19 protein-coding genes and 1 pseudogene are annotated in these 16007 nt (G+C 73.8%); 11 read left to right on the top strand and 9 right to left on the bottom strand.

The window, feature by feature from the left end:
• The first annotated feature begins 30 nt into the window (after positions 1-30).
• Positions 31-1893: a cellulase family glycosylhydrolase gene (locus tag ACI1MP_RS02820; RefSeq protein WP_404867616.1), complete on the top strand. Its 1863-nt coding sequence runs from the start codon at positions 31-33 to the stop codon at positions 1891-1893.
• Between the two features lie 123 nt (positions 1894-2016).
• Here ACI1MP_RS02820 and ACI1MP_RS02825 read toward each other — a convergent pair whose 3' ends face one another.
• Entirely contained in the window at positions 2017-2859 is an 843-nt protein-coding gene (locus ACI1MP_RS02825; RefSeq protein ID WP_380331635.1) for a class I SAM-dependent methyltransferase, read from the bottom strand.
• A gap of 54 nt (positions 2860-2913) precedes the next feature.
• Here ACI1MP_RS02825 and ACI1MP_RS02830 point away from each other — a divergent pair, with 54 nt between their 5' ends.
• Both ACI1MP_RS02830 and ACI1MP_RS02835 read left to right on the top strand, forming a co-directional pair.
• Positions 2914-3369 (top strand): MarR family winged helix-turn-helix transcriptional regulator, encoded by a 456-nt coding sequence (locus tag ACI1MP_RS02830; RefSeq protein ID WP_100584444.1) that lies wholly within the window; start codon positions 2914-2916, stop codon positions 3367-3369.
• A gap of 94 nt (positions 3370-3463) precedes the next feature.
• Positions 3464-3823: a PRC-barrel domain-containing protein gene (locus ACI1MP_RS02835; protein ID WP_100584445.1), complete on the top strand. Its 360-nt coding sequence runs from the start codon at positions 3464-3466 to the stop codon at positions 3821-3823.
• Positions 3824-3902: 79 nt separating this feature from the next.
• Here ACI1MP_RS02835 and ACI1MP_RS02840 read toward each other — a convergent pair whose 3' ends face one another.
• Complete coding sequence (locus tag ACI1MP_RS02840; protein WP_380331639.1) at positions 3903-4283, bottom strand: hypothetical protein; 381 nt, start codon at positions 4281-4283, stop codon at positions 3903-3905.
• 209 nt (positions 4284-4492) lie between these two features.
• Between ACI1MP_RS02840 and ACI1MP_RS02845 the strand changes: the two genes are divergently transcribed.
• The 3 genes from ACI1MP_RS02845 to ACI1MP_RS02855 all read left to right on the top strand — a co-directional run bounded on the left by ACI1MP_RS02845 (position 4493) and on the right by ACI1MP_RS02855 (position 6481).
• Complete coding sequence (locus ACI1MP_RS02845; protein ID WP_380331642.1) at positions 4493-5380, top strand: RNA polymerase sigma factor SigF; 888 nt, start codon at positions 4493-4495, stop codon at positions 5378-5380.
• A 179-nt stretch (positions 5381-5559) separates the two neighbouring features.
• Complete coding sequence (locus tag ACI1MP_RS02850) at positions 5560-5913, top strand: STAS domain-containing protein (protein WP_363474931.1); 354 nt, start codon at positions 5560-5562, stop codon at positions 5911-5913.
• Positions 5914-6013: 100 nt separating this feature from the next.
• On the top strand, positions 6014-6481 hold the full coding sequence (locus ACI1MP_RS02855; RefSeq protein ID WP_380331645.1) for an ATP-binding protein: 468 nt from the start codon (positions 6014-6016) through the stop codon (positions 6479-6481).
• A 64-nt stretch (positions 6482-6545) separates the two neighbouring features.
• Here ACI1MP_RS02855 and ACI1MP_RS02860 read toward each other — a convergent pair whose 3' ends face one another.
• The 3 genes from ACI1MP_RS02860 to ACI1MP_RS02870 form a co-directional block, all read right to left on the bottom strand.
• Positions 6546-6839, bottom strand: coding sequence for a WhiB family transcriptional regulator (locus ACI1MP_RS02860; RefSeq protein ID WP_404867617.1), 294 nt, complete (start codon positions 6837-6839; stop codon positions 6546-6548).
• Between the two features lie 92 nt (positions 6840-6931).
• Positions 6932-7114, bottom strand: a complete 183-nt coding sequence (locus ACI1MP_RS02865; protein ID WP_043911770.1) for a hypothetical protein — start codon at positions 7112-7114, stop codon at positions 6932-6934.
• A 479-nt stretch (positions 7115-7593) separates the two neighbouring features.
• Positions 7594-8511: an oxygenase MpaB family protein gene (locus ACI1MP_RS02870; protein WP_404867618.1), complete on the bottom strand. Its 918-nt coding sequence runs from the start codon at positions 8509-8511 to the stop codon at positions 7594-7596.
• Positions 8512-8704: 193 nt separating this feature from the next.
• Between ACI1MP_RS02870 and ACI1MP_RS02875 the strand changes: the two genes are divergently transcribed.
• Both ACI1MP_RS02875 and ACI1MP_RS02880 read left to right on the top strand, forming a co-directional pair.
• Positions 8705-9820 carry a hypothetical protein gene (locus ACI1MP_RS02875; RefSeq protein ID WP_404867619.1) on the top strand — a complete coding sequence of 372 codons (1116 nt, stop codon included), beginning with the start codon at positions 8705-8707 and terminating at the stop codon, positions 9818-9820.
• Positions 9727-9972 (top strand): annotated as a pseudogene (locus ACI1MP_RS02880) (VWA-like domain-containing protein); the annotation flags it as partial. The gene ACI1MP_RS02875 and the pseudogene ACI1MP_RS02880, both read left to right, overlap by 94 nt.
• A 10-nt stretch (positions 9973-9982) precedes the next feature.
• Here the strand turns inward: ACI1MP_RS02880 and ACI1MP_RS02885 are convergent.
• From ACI1MP_RS02885 to ACI1MP_RS02900, 4 genes are all read right to left on the bottom strand, one after another.
• Positions 9983-10843, bottom strand: a complete 861-nt coding sequence (locus tag ACI1MP_RS02885; protein ID WP_404867620.1) for a biotin-dependent carboxyltransferase family protein — start codon at positions 10841-10843, stop codon at positions 9983-9985.
• On the bottom strand, positions 10830-11486 hold the full coding sequence (locus ACI1MP_RS02890; RefSeq protein ID WP_404867621.1) for an allophanate hydrolase subunit 1: 657 nt from the start codon (positions 11484-11486) through the stop codon (positions 10830-10832). The genes ACI1MP_RS02885 and ACI1MP_RS02890 overlap by 14 nt, the downstream gene beginning before the upstream one ends.
• Before the next feature lie 231 nt (positions 11487-11717).
• Positions 11718-12221: a DUF6114 domain-containing protein gene (locus ACI1MP_RS02895; protein ID WP_380331664.1), complete on the bottom strand. Its 504-nt coding sequence runs from the start codon at positions 12219-12221 to the stop codon at positions 11718-11720.
• A complete protein-coding gene (locus ACI1MP_RS02900; RefSeq protein ID WP_043911765.1) occupies positions 12211-12840 on the bottom strand; it encodes a DUF6230 family protein in 630 nt (209 codons plus the stop codon). The genes ACI1MP_RS02895 and ACI1MP_RS02900 overlap by 11 nt, the downstream gene beginning before the upstream one ends.
• 593 nt (positions 12841-13433) lie before the next feature.
• Between ACI1MP_RS02900 and ACI1MP_RS02905 the strand changes: the two genes are divergently transcribed.
• The 3 genes from ACI1MP_RS02905 to ACI1MP_RS02915 all read left to right on the top strand — a co-directional run bounded on the left by ACI1MP_RS02905 (position 13434) and on the right by ACI1MP_RS02915 (position 15987).
• Complete coding sequence (locus tag ACI1MP_RS02905) at positions 13434-14408, top strand: hypothetical protein (RefSeq protein ID WP_380331668.1); 975 nt, start codon at positions 13434-13436, stop codon at positions 14406-14408.
• Between the two features lie 166 nt (positions 14409-14574).
• A complete protein-coding gene (locus ACI1MP_RS02910) occupies positions 14575-15237 on the top strand; it encodes a Tat pathway signal sequence domain protein (protein ID WP_380331671.1) in 663 nt (220 codons plus the stop codon).
• Positions 15238-15354: 117 nt separating this feature from the next.
• A complete protein-coding gene (locus ACI1MP_RS02915) occupies positions 15355-15987 on the top strand; it encodes a Tat pathway signal sequence domain protein (protein ID WP_380331674.1) in 633 nt (210 codons plus the stop codon).
• Positions 15988-16007 lie beyond the last annotated feature (20 nt).

The raw sequence follows: 16007 nt of genomic DNA on the forward strand, positions 1-16007 counted from the left end.
CCCCATCCGCGTCCAGAGAGGAACGAGACCATGCGACTCCCGTTGCCCCGGCACCTGCCGCGCCGGCCGGCGGCCTCGGCCGCCGCGCTGGCCGCGCTGCTCGCGGCCACCTTCGCCGCCGCCACTCCCGCGCCCGCCGCCCCTCCGGCGCCCGCCTCCCCGACCTCCTCGGCCGAACCTGCGGCGTCCGCCACCGTCACGGCGGGCGCCGGTTTCTGGCACACCAGCGGCCGGAGGATCCTGGACGAGGCCGGGAACCCGGTCCGGATCGCCGGCATCAACTGGTTCGGCTTCGAGACCTCCAACTACGTGGCCCACGGCCTGTGGAGCCGCGACTACCGGTCGATGATCGACCAGATGAAGTCGCTGGGGTACAACACCATCCGGCTGCCGTACAGCGACGACATCTTCAAGGGCACCACCCCGACCAGCCTGAACACCTCGGGCGGGATGAACGCCGACCTGGTCGGCCTGAACTCGCTCGGCGTGATGGACAAACTGGTCGACTACGCGGGCACCGTGGGCATGAAGGTGATCCTGGACCGGCACCGCCCGGACTCCGGCGGCCAGTCGGCGCTCTGGTACACCTCCTCGGTGCCGGAGTCGACCTGGCTGGCGAACCTGAGGTCGATCGCCGCCCGGTACGCGGGGAACTCCGCGGTGGTCGGCATCGATCTGCACAACGAGCCGCACGACCCGGCCTGTTGGGGCTGCGGCGACCAGGCCACCGACTGGCGGCTGGCGGCGCAGCGCGGCGGCGAGGCGGTGCTGTCGGCCAATTCGAAGCTGCTGATCTTCGTGGAGGGCGTGCAGTCCTTCAACGGCTCCTCGTACTGGTGGGGCGGCAACCTGCAGGGCGCGGGCCAGTATCCGGTCCAACTGAGCGTCGCCGGAAGGGTGGTGTACTCGGCGCACGACTACGCAACCAGTGTGGCGCAGCAGTCCTGGTTCTCCGACCCGAGCTTCCCGGCGAACATGCCGGGCATCTGGGACAAGAACTGGGGCTACCTGTTCAATCAGAACCTCGCGCCGGTGTGGGTCGGCGAGTTCGGCACCACGCTGCAGTCCGCCACCGACCAGACCTGGTTGCGGGCGCTGGTGCAGTACCTGCGACCGACGGCGACGGCGGGCGCGGACTCGTTCCAGTGGACGTTCTGGTCGTGGAACCCGAACTCGGGTGACACGGGCGGCATTCTGAACGACGACTGGACGACCGTGAACACGGTGAAGGACGGCTACCTGGCGTCGGTGAAGTCCCCGGGCTTCGGCGGCGGTCCGGGCGGCGGCGGTCCGGGCGACACCCAACCGCCTTCCGTGCCGGGCGGGTTGGCGGTGACGGGTGTCACGGCGAGCAGTGTGTCGCTGTCCTGGGCGGCGTCCACCGACGACACCGGGGTGACGGGGTACGAGGTGTACCGGGGCGGGTCGAAGGTCGCGTCGGTGGCCGGGACCTCGTACACCGACGGCGGGTTGGGCGCGGCGACGGCGTACAGCTACACGGTCCGGGCGAAGGACGCGGCGGGCAATGTGTCGGCGGCGTCGGCGTCGGTCACCGCGACCACCTCGGCGGGCGGCGGGGGCAGTGCCGGGTGTACGGCGGCGATCAGCCTGAACGACTGGGGCAGCGGCCTGACCGCGACGGTGACGGTCACCAACACCGGCACGGCCGCGACCAAGGGCTGGCAGGTGGTCTGGACGTGGCCCACCGGCCTGCAGATCAGCGGGAGTTGGAGCGCGGACGTGACCCGCGGCGGGCAGACCGTGACGGCGCGCAGCCTGGCGTACAACGGGGTGCTGGCCCCGGCGGCGTCCACCACGTTCGGCGTCCAGGCGACCCGCACGGACGCCTCGGCGGCGGCGGCCGCGACGCCGGTGTGCACCGCGACCTCCTGAGCCGACTCGACTCCGCCGCGGCAGCCGCCCGGTCACCGGTCCGACGGCGACCGGGCGGGGCGGCGGTCACCGGGCGGGGCGACTGCGACCGGGCGGTCCGACGGTGACCGGGCGGGGCGACGGTCAGCTCCGCACGGCTTCCAGGAAGCCGTTGGTGACGGTGCCGGAGGCGGGCGGCAGGGTGCGGCCGTGGGTGGCGGCGAGTTCGTCGAGCGAGGTGAAGCGGGTGGTCCAGCCGTGGGCGTCGAGCCAGTCGGCGGTGCCGGGGCCGAGGCCGCCGCGCCACAGGGAGGTCATCTCGGTGAGGCCCTCCTCGACGGGGGTGCGGCTGGTGTCGCGGCCCTGCTCGACCAGCAGGCGGCTGCCGGGTGCGGACAACTCGCCGACGGTGGTGAGCAGTCGAGCGGCCTGGTCGGCCTCCAGGTAGACCAGCAGCCCTTCGGCGAGCCAGGCGGTGGGCTGCCCGGGATCGAAGCCGGCGGCCCGGAGCCGATCGGGCCAGTCGGGGTCGGTGAGGTCGGCGGGCAACGCGGTGCGCGTGCACCGGGGCCGGGCGTCGTGCGCGGCGAGGACCTGGTCCTTGAAGGCGAGGACGGGCGGCAGGTCGATCTCGAACAGGCGGGTGCCGCCGGGCCAGGGCAGCCGGTGGGCGCGGGTGTCGAGTCCGGCGGCGAGCAGGACGACCTGGCGGGCGCCCGCGGCGAGCAGCCGGTCGTCGTAGTGGCGGGTGCGCAGGATGCCGTGCATGAGCAGGCGGGCGGCGAGCGGCCCGAGCGGTTTGCCGGTGGGGCGCGGCGGCTGCCCGGCGGCGGTGACGAAGGCGAGCGCGTAGGGGTCGACGAACAGCGGGTCGATCTGGGCGCTCTCGTAGGCGCGGCCGCGGGCCACGGCGAGGGCGGTGCGGGACACGGGGCTCAACTGCTCGGCGGCGGGCAGCCCGGGCCCGGCCGGCTCTTGGGTCGTCATGCCGGAGAAACTACATCGCCACCGATGCATCTGTGAAGATGTATTCTGCCGGGCATGGACGGCGTACGACTGCTGAGACTCGGCAAGCGACTGACGGAGCTCGGCCGGGAGATGGTCACCGACCACGCCTCGGCGACCCTCTCCCCCGGCGAGATCGCGGTGATCGCCGACGTGTACCGGCACCCGGACACCTCCGTGCAGGACATCCGGGCCCGCACCGGCTTTGCCCAGAGCCACGTCTCCACCTCGGTCGCCCGCCTGCGCGAACGCGGCCTGCTGGACGCCGCGCCCGACCCCGCGGACGGCCGCCGCACCCTGCTGAGCGCCTCCGAGACCGCCCGCCGCTACATCAGGGCCCGGGTCGCCCGCCCCGCCGAGCCGGTCATCGCCGGCGCCGTCCCCGACCCGGAGCAGGCCCGCCGGGTCGGCGAGCTGCTCGACGAGCTGGCCGGCCTGCTGCTCCCGCCGGACCCGGCGGCGCGGACGGGCGGGTCCGACCACCGTCGCTGACCATGGACGGGTCGGGGAATCCCCCCGCCCCGCCACGGGGCCGCACCGCCGTCGGGCCGTGCGGCCGGCGGACCGTCCAGCCGGGAGGCCGTCAATGATCTCGATCGCCGACATCCGCGAGTGGCGCGGCCACGACGTGGTCGACCAGGACAGCAAGAAGATCGGCTCCCTGGAGAACATCTACGTCGACACCGCCACCGACCTGCCGTCCTTCGCCACCGTCACGGTCGGCCCGATGTTCAGCAAACGCCGCCTGGTGTTCGTACCGGTCGCGGACGCGGTGGTCGGGCCGGGCTACGTGCGGGTCCCGTTCGACCGCAACGCCGTGAAGGACGCGCCGTCCATCGACCCCGACGGGGTGCTGGCCGCCGAGATGGAGCCCGAGGTGTTCGCGCACTACAACCTCGACTACGCCACCGGCGCGGGCGGCGAACGGCGACTCGCCCGCCGCTGAGCGCCACCGCCCGGCCGGAACCGCCCGCCCAACACCGCCCGGCCGACACCGCCCGAGCGCCACCGCCCCGGCCGCCCGCTCAGGCGGCCGGGCCCGGGCCGCCGCGCTCGACGTCCGCCTTCAACGCGGCGAGTTCGTCGATGACGCGCCGGTCGGTGAATCCCAGCCCCTCCACCAGGTGGTCCCACAGGCCGTGCGGCTCGGTGTCCAGCTGCAGCATCACCCGGGTGCCGTCCTCGTCGGCGGCCCCGACGCGGTGGAACGTCACCACCCCGGAGTGCCCGGGCCGGTCCTCGCCGCCGCTCCAGGCGATCCGGTCCTGCGGCACCACCTCGGTCGCGGCGGCGCCGCGGCCCGCGCCGCCGCGCATGCAGGCGGGCAGCGACGCGCGGTCGGTCCAGGCGCGGTAGACCGCCTCGATCGGAGCGTCGATCTCCACGGATTCCTCGATCCGTCCCATGGGGGTTCTCCTCCTCACCGGGTGCGGCCGCCCGACTGCGGTCCGCGTCCGCACCTGCGCCTGCCCCGTCCGCCGGCCGCCATGCGCCCACGTCTCGAAGCCGCGCCCGGAACGGTGCGCTCACCGAAACTTCACACGTCTGCCAGGCATGACCCGCCGACGATCGGGTACCCGGGGACGGACCGGCCGGAGACGAGGAAAGGAAAGGCATGCCTGTGCCCACTGATGAACTTCTCCTGTCCGCACCCGCCGGGGCGACCTCCGAGCCGATCGGAACGCCCCCGGTCAACGGGTCCGCCCTGGACGCGCTCGCGGACCCGACCCACGCCGCCCCCGCGGACGCCCGCGAACTGACCCGCGTCCTGCTGCGCCGCCTGGCGGGCCTGGAGGAGGGCACCCGCGAGTTCAGCTACGTCCGCAGCACGCTGATCGAACTGAACCTGACCCTGGTCCGGTTCGCCATCCGCCGCTTCGGCCGCACCAAGGAGCCGTACGAGGACCTGCTCCAGGTCGGCTCGGTCGGCCTGATCAAGGCCATCGACCGCTTCGACCCCGACCTCGGCGTGGAGTTCACCACGTACGCGGTACCCACCATCGTCGGCGAGATACGCCGCCACTTCCGCGACACCACCTGGTCGGTGCACGTGCCGCGCCGGCTCCAGGAGTTGCGCCTCGACCTGGCGAAGGCGCAGGACGCGCTGGCGCAGACACTGGACCGCGAACCGACCGTCGCCGACCTCGCCGCGCACCTGTCGCTGCCCGAGGAGCAGGTGGTCGAGGGCCTGGCCGCCGCCAACGCCCACACCGCCGGCTCGCTCGACCTGACCGCCCCCGGCGAGAGCGACGGGCAGCAGCCCGCCGACCGGCTCGGCCGGGTCGACGGCGGCTACGGGCTGGTGGAGAACCTGGTCGCACTGAAGCCGCTGATCGCCCGACTCCCCGAGCGCGAACGGCTGATCCTCTCCCTGCGGTTCACCGAGGACCTCACCCAGTCGCAGATCGGCGCCCGCCTCGGCCTGTCCCAGATGCACGTGTCCCGGCTGCTGTCCCGCACCCTGGCCGAACTGCGCACCGGCCTGGCCGACGACCTGACCTGACGGACCATCAGATCCCGGGCCTCCCGACGGCCCGGGCATCTGACGCTGCGTCACTCTCGGAGCAGCCGGCGCCCCGGGGATCCGTCGCACCGGGCACCCGGCCTCGACCGCCGCGCCCGCCGTGCGTAAGGTCGAGCCAGGTCGGTCGAGGGAACAGGACGAGGATGCCAGCCGAGAACATGCCCGTGGCCCCCCTGGCAGTCGAGGTGCGGCACACGCCGGAGAACGCGGCGGTGTGCACCCTGTCGGGCGATCTGGACATCGAGACCCTGCAGCCCGCCCGGGAGGCGCTGGACCGCTTGCTGGCCCAGCGCCCCCGGGCGTTGGTGGTCGACCTCGAACGGGTCGACTTCTGCGACTCGTCCGGGCTCAACCTGCTGCTGCAGACCCGGATGGCGGCGGCCGACACCGAGCTGTCGTTCCGCCTGGCCGCACTCTCCGGGCCGGTCCGGCACCTACTCGAACTGACCGGCGCGAAAGCCGTGTTCACCATCCACGACACGGTGGGTGCGGCTCTCGACGCCGACCGGTGAGACCCTCCGTCCGCGCACCGTCCGCCGTACCGGGCATAATCCCGGCACGGCCGGGAAACCGACCCGTGTGCCTGCCGTCGAGACCGAAGGGAACCCGCCCGTGACGCCCAGTCGGGGAACCCTGGACGGCGACCGCCCGGACGCCGGCGCGGCCCCGCCCCCCGGCGGCCAGCGCCGTCGGCTGCGGCTGGCGGGCGTCGCCCGGCCGGTGGCCCGGGCCCGCGCGTTCACCGCCGAGGCGCTCGGCGACTGGTCGTGGTCCACCCCGCCCGACGCCGACCTCGGCGAGGACGTCGTGCTGCTGGTCGCCGAACTCGTCGGCAACGCGATGCTGCACGCCGGCGGCCCGCTCGAACTCGTCCTGGACGCCACCCCGGCCCGCCTGCGGATCGAGGTCTCCGACGCGTCCGCCGTGCTGCCCGCGCTGCGCACCCCGCACCGCCCCGGCCTCCCCGGCGGTCACGGCCTGTACATCGTCCAGCACACCGCCGACCGCTGGGGCGCCGACCTGCACGCCCAGGGCAAGTCCATCTGGGCGGAGATCGACGTCGCCCGTCTGCGCGCGTAGCGTCGCCGACGCTCGACGCGAAGGCGGCCCCCGAACCTCGGGGGCCGCCTTCGTGCCGGGCGCCTCACCTGCCGCGGTTGCGGCGCCGCCGGCGCAGGATGTGCTGCCGCTCCTCCTCCGTGCGGCCGCCCCACACCCCGTAGCGTTCCCGGGCGGCGAGCGCGTGGCGCAGGCAGCGCTCCCGGACGGGGCAGCGGGCGCAGACCGCCTTCGCGGCGCGGTCACGGTCCTCGTGGGCCTGGCCCCGCTCGCCGGGCGGATGGAAGAACAGCCGGGAGTCGGCGGCCCGGCAGGCGCCCCGCAGCTGCCAGTCCCACTGCTCCTCGGTGGCTCCGGGCAGACGGGAGATCACGGTCATCGGCTCCTCCTCGCGGTCGCACGGGTGTGCCCGTCGTGTAACCGGGATCCGATGGCCGAACCGCGTGCGGCGGTGCTCGCGGGCTCCGACGGTCAGTCCTCCTCGGGTTCCGGCGGCGAGGAGACCGGGACGGCGAACTCCGGGCCGTCCGCCGCGGTCTTCTCGCTCTCGTCCGGCGGCGGCGAACCCTCGGCGGTCATCCGGGCCTCCGGAGTCTCGGTGGGCGGCCACTCGTCGGCCGGTGCGTCATGGGTCCCGTGCGTGTGGTGCGACATCTCGCCTCCCGCGAAAGTGCTGCCCCCCTCGTCTCCATGGTGCGTCCCGACCCGCCCCGGCACCCGGCCGTCGCCGGGCGTGTCGGCCCGGTCACCCGGCGTCCCCGGTGTCGGCTGGCAGCATCGCGGCGGCGGGCGCACCGTGGACGGGGGGCCGTTGTCCACCGTCGGGAGAGGAGAGTGTGGCCATGTCGTCCAAGCGACGCCGCAAGAAGAAGGCCCGCGCCAGGCACAAGGCGAACCACGGCCGTCGGCCCCAGTACTGAGAACCACCGACGTTCCCGGCAACGCCGAACGCCGAACACGACGATCTCGAAGCGGCCGCCACATCCGGAAACCCAGCCCCGGACGGCGGCCGCTTCCGTGCGCTCCGCGCCCGCCGGCACGCCCCCGCACGCCCCGCCTGCGCCCTGCCTGTCCCTGTCTGCGCGCCTGACGTCTCCCCGTCGAGCAGCCGACACCGTCCCGGCCGCCTCCCGTCAACCGGCCGTCCGGGCCCCGGCGTTCGCCCGGGCGTGGGCGGCGGCCCTGATCGGGGACAGGCCGCACGCCCACACCATCACCGCGCCGAGCAGCCGGGCCTGCGGTCGGTCCCAGAGCCGGCGGACCGCCCACGACCGACGGATGCCGAGCTCGGTGCGCGCCCAGCTGGGCAGCAGGCCGACCGCCGCGTTGGTGAGGATCCGTACGGCGAGGCGCTCGCGCCGGGTGCGCCCGAAGCCCCGCAGCAGCGCGACCACCTCCAACGACTCTGGCCCGGCCCGCAGTTCGCCCCGCACCCGGGCCAGGTAGTCGGCGAGCGCGGCGCGTGAGCCGGGTATCCCGTCCGCGCCGAGCAGTTCGCCGATCAGCGCCACCTGCGCCAGGTACGCGTCGCACTCGGCGTCGCTCAACCGGCCCCGCCCGGCGAAGACCTGGTGCCCCAGCAGGAAGCAGGACACCTCCGCGGTGTGCACCCAGCAGAGCAGTTCGGGATCGTCGGCCCGGTACGGCCGGCCCGCCGCGTCGAAGCCCCGGACGAAGCGGTGGATGCGCCGTACCTCGGCGATCGCGGCCTCGGCGGCGGCGGAGGAGCCGAGCGTGGTGGTGGACACGAAGCGGGCGGTGCGGTGCAGCCGGCCGGTGGGGTCGGTGCGGTAGTCGGAGTGCTCGGCGACGGCGCGCATCGCGACCGGGTGCAGCGACTGGAGCATCAGCGCGGCGAACCCGCCGACCAGCATCCCGGCCGGGTGCTCGTGCACCCGCCACACCACGCTGGACGCGCCGAACAGGCCGGGATCGCCGGGCGGCCGGTCGTAGCGCTCCAGGTGGAGGTCGGCGCCGTGCACCGTGGCATTGATCTCCCGCAGCAGCCTCCGCCGCAGCGCCTCGACCGGCCGTCGCCACCCGTCCGTCACCGCCGTGCACCTCCCGCCCGAACCGCCTGGACCGCCCGGGCTCCCCGGACTCTCCCGGAGCGCCGTCTGCCGCCACCCTACGCCGCAGGGCCCCGCCGCCGAACAGGGCTGACAGCACGCCGGGGGACCCGCTACGATCATCGGCGATGACTACTCATGGATTGGAGGTCCCGTCCTTCCGAAGTGAGTGCTGATGCACCGCACTTCGCCGACGGACGAGGACACTCGTACCTGTTTCTGGTCGCGCGTCCGGCAGTTCGCCGTTCCCCCGGCCATGATCGAGACCGCCACCGCCCGCCGGGAGTCCGGCGACTGGGGCGGCGCCTGCGCTGCTGCCCGGTTCGACGTGGAGCTGGACGTCCGGGCGGTCGCCCGCACGTACGGTCCCGAACTCGCCGGTCAACTGCGCTCCGACCTCCGCCACTTGGCTCCGGACCTGCTGCGTTGGCACCTGCCGCGGACGGCCCCTGACGGGCTGCTGCGGCCGGGGCTGAGCGCCACCCTGGCCCGCTATCCGAGGGACGGGCCTGTCGCGTTCCACCTGGTGGCCCGCACCCCGCCGCACCGGGCGGCGGCGGTCGACCAGCGGGTCGGCCTGGCGCTGTGGCACACCTCCGCCCCGGGGGCCGGCCTGCGCCCGCAGCCGCGTTTCCGCCTCGACCTGCACCGACACCTGTGGGACGCCCGGCGAGCCCCCGAACTCACTGACCGCACCGCCGAAATGACGCATCCTCGGTTCACCGACGAGATCTGGCCGTTCGAGGCCGCCCTGCTGCGCACGGCGGACGGGCTGGCGCCCGATGTCCCGGTCGCGGTGCGGTTGGCCGCGCGCCGGTTCCTGCTGCTCGATCCCGCCACCGGGTCGGTCGACGCGGAACTGCCCGACGCGGGCGGCTTCCCCGTACTCCCGGACGCCGCCACCTGGGCACCGCCCGACCTGTGGCTGCTGCGCTCCGGGGCGCTGCCCGCCGACCGGCTGCATCCGCTGGTGGCGGCAGCGCTCGTCCCGGGCTTCCGCTCGGCGCCCGCGCCGCCGCCGTCGACGGAGGATCCGCTGCTGGTGGACTGCCGGGGAGCCCGGCACCGGGTGGCCCTGGTGGCGGGCCGACTCACCGCACTCGACCACTCGCCGGAGCAACTGCGCCGGGAGGAACTGCTGCTGGCATTCGGCGGCCCACCGCCCATCGGGTCCAACAGATCGGCGGCGACGGGGTGTTGGCGCTGGTCGGCGGTGGCGGCACCGACCTGCGGGAGGGCTTCGCGGCGGCCCTGCAGCTGCGCCCGGCCCCGGACGTGGTGGTGGCGCTGACGGACGGCCAGACGGCGTGGCCCTCCCGGCGGCCGTCCTGCCGGACGGTGGTCGGCCTGTTCGGCCGTCCGTCCTACGTCGACGAGGACGATCCGGACTACCGGCCCGACCTGCCGTCGGAGTGGGCGCGGGTGGTGCAACTGGAGCGATAGCAGAGCGAGTTCAGGCGAGCCGGAAGTGCAGGGTGTCGCCGGGGCGGGCCTGGGCGGCGGCGCCGAGATCGGCGCGGCGGACCACTGCGATGACGGGGTAGCCGCCGGTGACGGGGTGGTCGGCGAGGAACAGGATCGGCCGCCCGGACGGCGGCACCTGCAGCGCGCCGCCGACCATGCCCTCGGAGGGGAGTTCGCCGGTGCGGGCGCGTTCCAGGGCGGGCCCGTCCAGGCGCATGCCGACCCGGTCGCTGTCGGGGGTGACGGTGTACGGCTCGGCGAGCAGGGTGCGCAGCGCGTCGGCGGTGAACCAGTCGTCGCGGGGGCCGGGCAGCACGTGCAGCACGGTGCGGTCGGCGGGGGCGGGTCGCGGAGCGTGGTCGACGGTGGGCCAGCCGGTGGCGGCGTCGCCGAGGGGCAGCAGTCGACCGACCGTCAGTCGGTCGGGGCCGATTCCGGCGAGGGTGTCGGTGGCGCGGGAGCCGAGCACCTGGGGGACGTCCAGGCCGCCGCGGACGGCGAGGTAGACGCGCAGGCCGCGGGTGGGGGTGCCGAGGCGCAGCCGGGCGCCGGCGGGGACGTGCAGCGGGGTGCGGGTGGCGGCGGGGCGTTGGTCGATCCAGGCCGGGCAGTCGGCACCGGTGAGCGCGCAGGTGGCGGCGTGCGGGAAGGCCAGTTCGAGGCCGCCCATGGGGGCTTCGAGGCCGGCGGCGTCCTCGGGGTTGCCGACCAGGCGGTTGGCCAGGCGCAGCGCGTCGCGGTCGGCGGCTCCGGCCCGGCCGACGCCGAGCGCGGCGAGTCCGGGTCGGCCGAGGTCCTGCACGGTGGCGCCGAACCCGGCGCGGACGACCAGCAGTTCACCGCGGGTCATGATCCGCTCCCGGGTGCTCCTGGGCTTCGACGAAGCGGACGGCGGTGCCGGGGCGCAGCCGGGTGGGCGGGTCGGCGGCGGGGTCCCACAGGGTGAGGGCGGTGGTGCCGAGCAGGTGCCAGCCGCCGGGCGAGGGGCTCGGGTAGATGCCGGTGTACTCGTCGGCGACGGCGACGGTTCCGGCCGGCACCCGGGTGCGGGGTTCGGTGCGGCGGGGCAGGCGCAGCTGCGGGTCGAGGCCGGTGAGGTAGGCGAACCCGGGGGCGAAACCGCAGAACGCGACGCGGTAGTGGGCGGCGGTGTGGCATTCGACGACCTGGCGTTCGGTCAGTCCGGTGCGGGCGGCGACCTCGGCGAGGTCGGGTCCGTCGTAGCGCACGGGGATGCGGACGGTCTCCGTCGTCCCGGCGGGCGGGAGGGCGGCGGTGCGGGGCAGCTCGGCGAGGGCGGTGAGCGCGGTGCGCAGGCGGTGCGGGTCCGTGGTGCGGGGGTCGTAGCGGACCAGCACGGTGCGGGCGGCGGGGACGAGTTCGGTGACGCCGGCGGGTGGTGCGGCGCGCAGTGCACCGTGCAGGTGCTGCACCTGTTCGGCGCTGTCGACCTCGATCAGGACGGCGTCGCTCCCGCATGGCAGTACTCGCACCGGACCGTCCTGTTCCGTTCGCGCGGCCGCCGCCGGGCCGTCCTCGGCCCAAGCTACCAAGCGGGCGGCGGGTGCGGTGCGTACGCCGTACACCGGAGCGCGGTACGCACCGGCGCGGTGCCCCCCGGCACCGCGCCGGACACCGCCCGCGGCCCCCGACCGCTCGGTGTGCGGGGGCCGCGGGCGGTCTGCACGGCGCGGGCCACGCTCCCGCGCCGTGGGTCGCCCCGGTCAGGCCGGGGTCGCCGGGCGTTCGGCGAGGCGGCGCGCCTTGCGCTTGCTCAGCGGCTGCTCGGGGAGCCAGCCGAAGGCGAGGGTGCTGCCGACCAGGCCGAGCAGCAGGCCGATGAAGAAGCCTCCGATGTTGGACGTGATCCAGCTGCCGAGGGTGGCGAGGACCGCGACCAGGGAGTAGAAGACCCGTTGCACGGGGTGGAAGATCAGCAGCAGTCCGCAGAGCACCATGAGCGCCGGGATGATGTATCCGGCCAGGCCGAGCAGTCCGATGCGGATGACGGTGTGCATCGGGGCTTTCTCGGTGAACAGGATCTCGGCGCCGGCGAGGGTGACCAGCAGGCCGCCCCAGAAGGGCCGGCGGTCGCGCCAGCCGGCGAAGCCGGTGCGGGTGATGACGGCCGGCGGGGCGTCCGTGGCGGGATCCTCGGGACCGGTGGGCCGGGCGGCCGCGGTGTTCTCGGCCGCCCGGTCCGGTGCCGAGTCGAACTCAGCAGCCATTGGTGCTGAAGCTGAGGTGCATGTTGGGCAGCCGGAACACTCCGGCGGTGGTGGCGTAGTTCTGCTGGCGGAAGTGGTCGACGGTCACCTCGTCGCCCTGCTGGCCGAACATTCCGGGCGGGCCCTGGACCGGGCCCTTGTCGAAGGTGCTGGCGTCGCGGCCGACTTCGAGACCCTTGAACTCGGCCTCGCCGCTCATCAGGTCGGAGTCGGTGGTGAGGTTCTCGGCGTGGACCGGGGTGCCCTTGTCGCCCGCCGTGATCAGCAGGTTGATGCCGCCCAGGTTGACGCTCTGACAGAGCTTGGTCAGGTCGGCCGACTTGACTGCGGTCTGGATCAGGAACAGCTGGCCGCCGGTGTCGCCGGCGTTCGGGCTGTTCTCGATCATGTTGTCCAGGACGCCGAACTGCGCGACCCCGGTGCCGTGCAAACGGTCGGCAGTGACCTCGAAGGCCATGCCCGAGATGGCGAACTGGTTGGCGAGGACGTTCTGCGCGGTCATGGTCACCAGCACGCCGGCGGTCACGCAGGCGGGAATCGCCATCAGTGCGGCGCGGCGCAGCCGGACCCGGCCACGCCCGACAGGGGTGGCGGCGGGTTGTTCTGCGGGGTGGGGCATGTGCAGCTCCAGAGGGTTCGAGTGGGGGTGCGCTGCCCGCCGGCGGTGAGGTCCTGGCGTGGACGGATACGTCAACGATCTTTTGTTTCAACGAAGTTGACGATCTTTCTCATACCTGCGGGCTGACTGGAAGTTACCCCGGGGTACATGGCGGGTCAATACTTCGCGCACCGTCCCCACACATCTGAAAACCAGTCAATTCCTGTGTCTGGTGGGGCTCTTGTGGCGACGCCGAGATCGAACTCCACTCACCGGCCTGCCAACTTCCGCACATCTTCTTGACGTTGTCGTCCGACCCCCATAGAAATTGGCGATGTACCCGGCGGTAACACCGCGCCGTCACGGCGCACCCCGGGTCCTTTCCGCCCCGCCTGTCGGTGCCCTCGCGACCCGGGGCGCCGCTCCCGGTGCCACGTTCCGCCCGGTACCCAGGACCGCCCCGGCGGCACGGTGGCAGTCGTGCGCCTTCGGGCCGGTCGCTCGTGGCGTCGAGCGACCCGCCCGCTCGCCGAACACCCGCACGCCGCACCGCCGTCGGCACGTCCAGCACGGGACCGCCACCCCGTCCCCTTGCCGTGAGGAGTCCCCCCACCATGCGCCGTACCCAGCCGGACCACTCCGCCAGCAGCTCCGACCGCCCCGCCGCCCGCCACGGCTCCCGGCGACTGCTCGGCCGTCTCGCCGTCCCGGCCGCGCTGGCCGGTGCGGCGCTGCTGGCCGGCACCGTTCCGGCCTCCGCCGCCGCGCCGGGCGGGCCGTACACCGGCATGGGCAACTGCCCGCTGAACGCGCCCGCCATGACCAACCCGGCGAACCTCCAGGTCGGCTGTCTGGTGTCGATCACCAACGGCGGCAAGTTCACCCTGGGCAGCACGGTGGTGCCCTTCAACTCGCCGATCAAGCTGCAGTTCGGCTTCTACTGGGACAAGTCCGCGCCCGAGGTGACCTTCCCGGACGGCACCACCGCCAACCAGTACAACGTGGTGCCGCCGACCAACGCCCCGCTGATGAGCGCGCCGATGGTGGAGATCACCATCCCCGGCATCCAGAACTTCCTGCCCGGAATCACCAGCGTCTTCGCCCAGGTCGAACTCGCGGGCCAGGTCTCCAAGTTCACCCCGATGGCGACCGGCGAGCCGTACCCGGTGTTCCAACTGCCGATCAAGCTCCACCTGTTCAACGCGCTGTTCGGCCCGGACTGCTACGTCGGCTCCAACTCCGCGCCGCTGGTGCTCAAGCCCACCACCGGCACCACCGCCCCGCCGGCGCCGACCGCCCCGATGACCGGCGACCCGGGCACCGTCGACTTCACCATGGACCCGAACGGCCACAACGCGCTGGTGGTCTCGGAGAACAACGCGAACCTGGTCGACAACACCTTCTCGGTGCCCGGCGCCAACGGCTGCGGCCTGCTCGGTTCGCTCAACCAGATCATCAACTGGACGATGAACCTGCCCGCGACGCCCGGCAAGAACTCGGTGAGCTTCCAGCAGACCAACGCCAACTTCGCGCTGGACGAGAGCGTCTCCGACCTGACCGCCGCGATGGCCGCCAGCGCCGCCCACTGACCCACCCGCCCGGCGACGACCCACTCGTCGCCCCGGCGGCTCTCCCCCACCGACCCGTGCCCGCGCCGCCGCGGGCGGGCACGCGCTCCGCACCGCCGGAGCGACGCCCCGGCCACCCGGCCGGGGCCTCCCTCACCGGACGCCCCACCCACCGGAAGGAACCCTCGTGCGCAACCGTCTCTTCGCCGGCGCCGCCGCCCTGGCCGCCGCCACCGCCCTGATCGCCCTCCCCGGCACCGCCGACGCCTCGGTGGCCGGCCCCGTCCTGGGCCCGAACGTCAACGTCGGCGACGCGCTGTCCGCGGACCTGGTCGCCGGCACCGTGGCGACCATGTACAACCCGGGCACCACCACAGGCGTCAAGTGCACCGCGTCCCACATCGGCGGCTCGGTCGCCGCCAACCCGGTCGTCGCCGCCGGCGGCACCGCCACCGCGTACGGCCCGGTCAACGTGCTGACCTTCAACGGCTGCACCTCCAACGTGGTCGGCGTCACCGGCGTGACCAGCCTGACCATGGACAACCTGCCCTACACGCTCCAGATCACCGACTCGACGGGCTTCCCGGTCGCACTGGTTCCCGCCCCGGGCAGCCAGATCCACGCCACCGTCGTCCTCAAGACGCTGGCAGGAAGCGCCACCTGCACCTTCCAGGCCACCGCGGCGACCCTGAACGGCAACGCCACCAACGTCCCGCCGCAGATCAACCTGGTCAACCAGCCCCTCACCAAGGCCACCGGTCCGAGCATCTGCTTCTCGACCATCAACTTCACGGCCTCCTACGGCCCGGTCACGGACACCACCACGGGCACCACCGTCGTGGTCAACTGACGCTCCACGAGCGGTAATTCGGCGCCGCGCCCGCCCCGGGGCGCGGCGCTCCGCCATGCCGGACCGTCAACTCTCCCGGCCCGCACATCCACCCGCTCCCCTGCGGAAGGAACCCCCGTGCGCAACCGCCTCCTCGTCGGCGCCGCCGCCCTGGCCGCCGCCACCGCCCTGATCGCCCTCCCGGCCGGCACGGCCGGCGCCGCGCCCGGAGCTCCGGCTCTCCGCACCGCCGGCCCCACCGTCAACGTCGGCGGCCCGCTGTCCGCGGACCTGGTCGCCGGCACCATCGCGACGCTGTACAACCCGGGCACCACCACCGGCGCCAAGTGCACCGCCTCCCACATCGGCGGCACGCTCGCCGTCGATCCGAACCCCCCGGGCGGCATGTCCGGCCCGGTCGACACGCTCAGCTTCGGCGCCTGCACCTCCAACATCATCGGCGTCATCTCGGTGACCGGTCTGACCATGGACCACCTGCCGTACACGCTCGCCATCTCCGACGCTTCCGGCTACCCGGTCGTTCTCTTCCCGGCCTCGGGAGGCACCATCCAGGCCACCCTCGTCCTCAAGACGCTGGCCGGAACCGCCACCTGTGTCTTCCGCGCGAACACCCTGAACGGCAACGCCACCCACGGCCTGACGCAGCTCGACCTGAGCAACCAGAACTTCACCAAGGCCATCGGTCCGAGCATCTGCTTCCCGACCATCGGCTTCTCGGCCTCCTACGGACCGGTCAACCTCGTCAACTGACCGCCCGCACCCGGCACTTC

It is taken from the genome of Kitasatospora griseola (assembly GCF_044999035.1).
GTDB classification, from domain to species: Bacteria; Actinomycetota; Actinomycetes; order Streptomycetales; family Streptomycetaceae; genus Kitasatospora; species Kitasatospora griseola.

Bases quoted from the DNA above. Each gene is read 5' to 3' on its own strand.
- ACI1MP_RS02875 (WP_404867619.1), top strand. From the start codon at position 8,705: ATGCACCGCACTTCGCCGACGGACGAGGACACTCGTACCTGTTTCTGG.
- ACI1MP_RS02825 (WP_380331635.1), bottom strand. From the start codon at position 2,859: ATGACGACCCAAGAGCCGGCCGGGCCCGGGCTGCCCGCCGCCGAGCAG.
- ACI1MP_RS02905 (WP_380331668.1), top strand. From the start codon at position 13,434: ATGCGCCGTACCCAGCCGGACCACTCCGCCAGCAGCTCCGACCGCCCC.
- ACI1MP_RS02845 (WP_380331642.1), top strand. From the start codon at position 4,493: ATGCCTGTGCCCACTGATGAACTTCTCCTGTCCGCACCCGCCGGGGCG.
- ACI1MP_RS02860 (WP_404867617.1), bottom strand. From the start codon at position 6,839: ATGACCGTGATCTCCCGTCTGCCCGGAGCCACCGAGGAGCAGTGGGAC.
- ACI1MP_RS02895 (WP_380331664.1), bottom strand. From the start codon at position 12,221: ATGGCTGCTGAGTTCGACTCGGCACCGGACCGGGCGGCCGAGAACACC.
- ACI1MP_RS02885 (WP_404867620.1), bottom strand. From the start codon at position 10,843: ATGACCCGCGGTGAACTGCTGGTCGTCCGCGCCGGGTTCGGCGCCACC.
- ACI1MP_RS02820 (WP_404867616.1), top strand. From the start codon at position 31: ATGCGACTCCCGTTGCCCCGGCACCTGCCGCGCCGGCCGGCGGCCTCG.
- ACI1MP_RS02835 (WP_100584445.1), top strand. From the start codon at position 3,464: ATGATCTCGATCGCCGACATCCGCGAGTGGCGCGGCCACGACGTGGTC.
- ACI1MP_RS02830 (WP_100584444.1), top strand. From the start codon at position 2,914: ATGGACGGCGTACGACTGCTGAGACTCGGCAAGCGACTGACGGAGCTC.
- ACI1MP_RS02900 (WP_043911765.1), bottom strand. From the start codon at position 12,840: ATGCCCCACCCCGCAGAACAACCCGCCGCCACCCCTGTCGGGCGTGGC.
- ACI1MP_RS02865 (WP_043911770.1), bottom strand. From the start codon at position 7,114: ATGTCGCACCACACGCACGGGACCCATGACGCACCGGCCGACGAGTGG.
- ACI1MP_RS02840 (WP_380331639.1), bottom strand. From the start codon at position 4,283: ATGGGACGGATCGAGGAATCCGTGGAGATCGACGCTCCGATCGAGGCG.
- ACI1MP_RS02850 (WP_363474931.1), top strand. From the start codon at position 5,560: ATGCCCGTGGCCCCCCTGGCAGTCGAGGTGCGGCACACGCCGGAGAAC.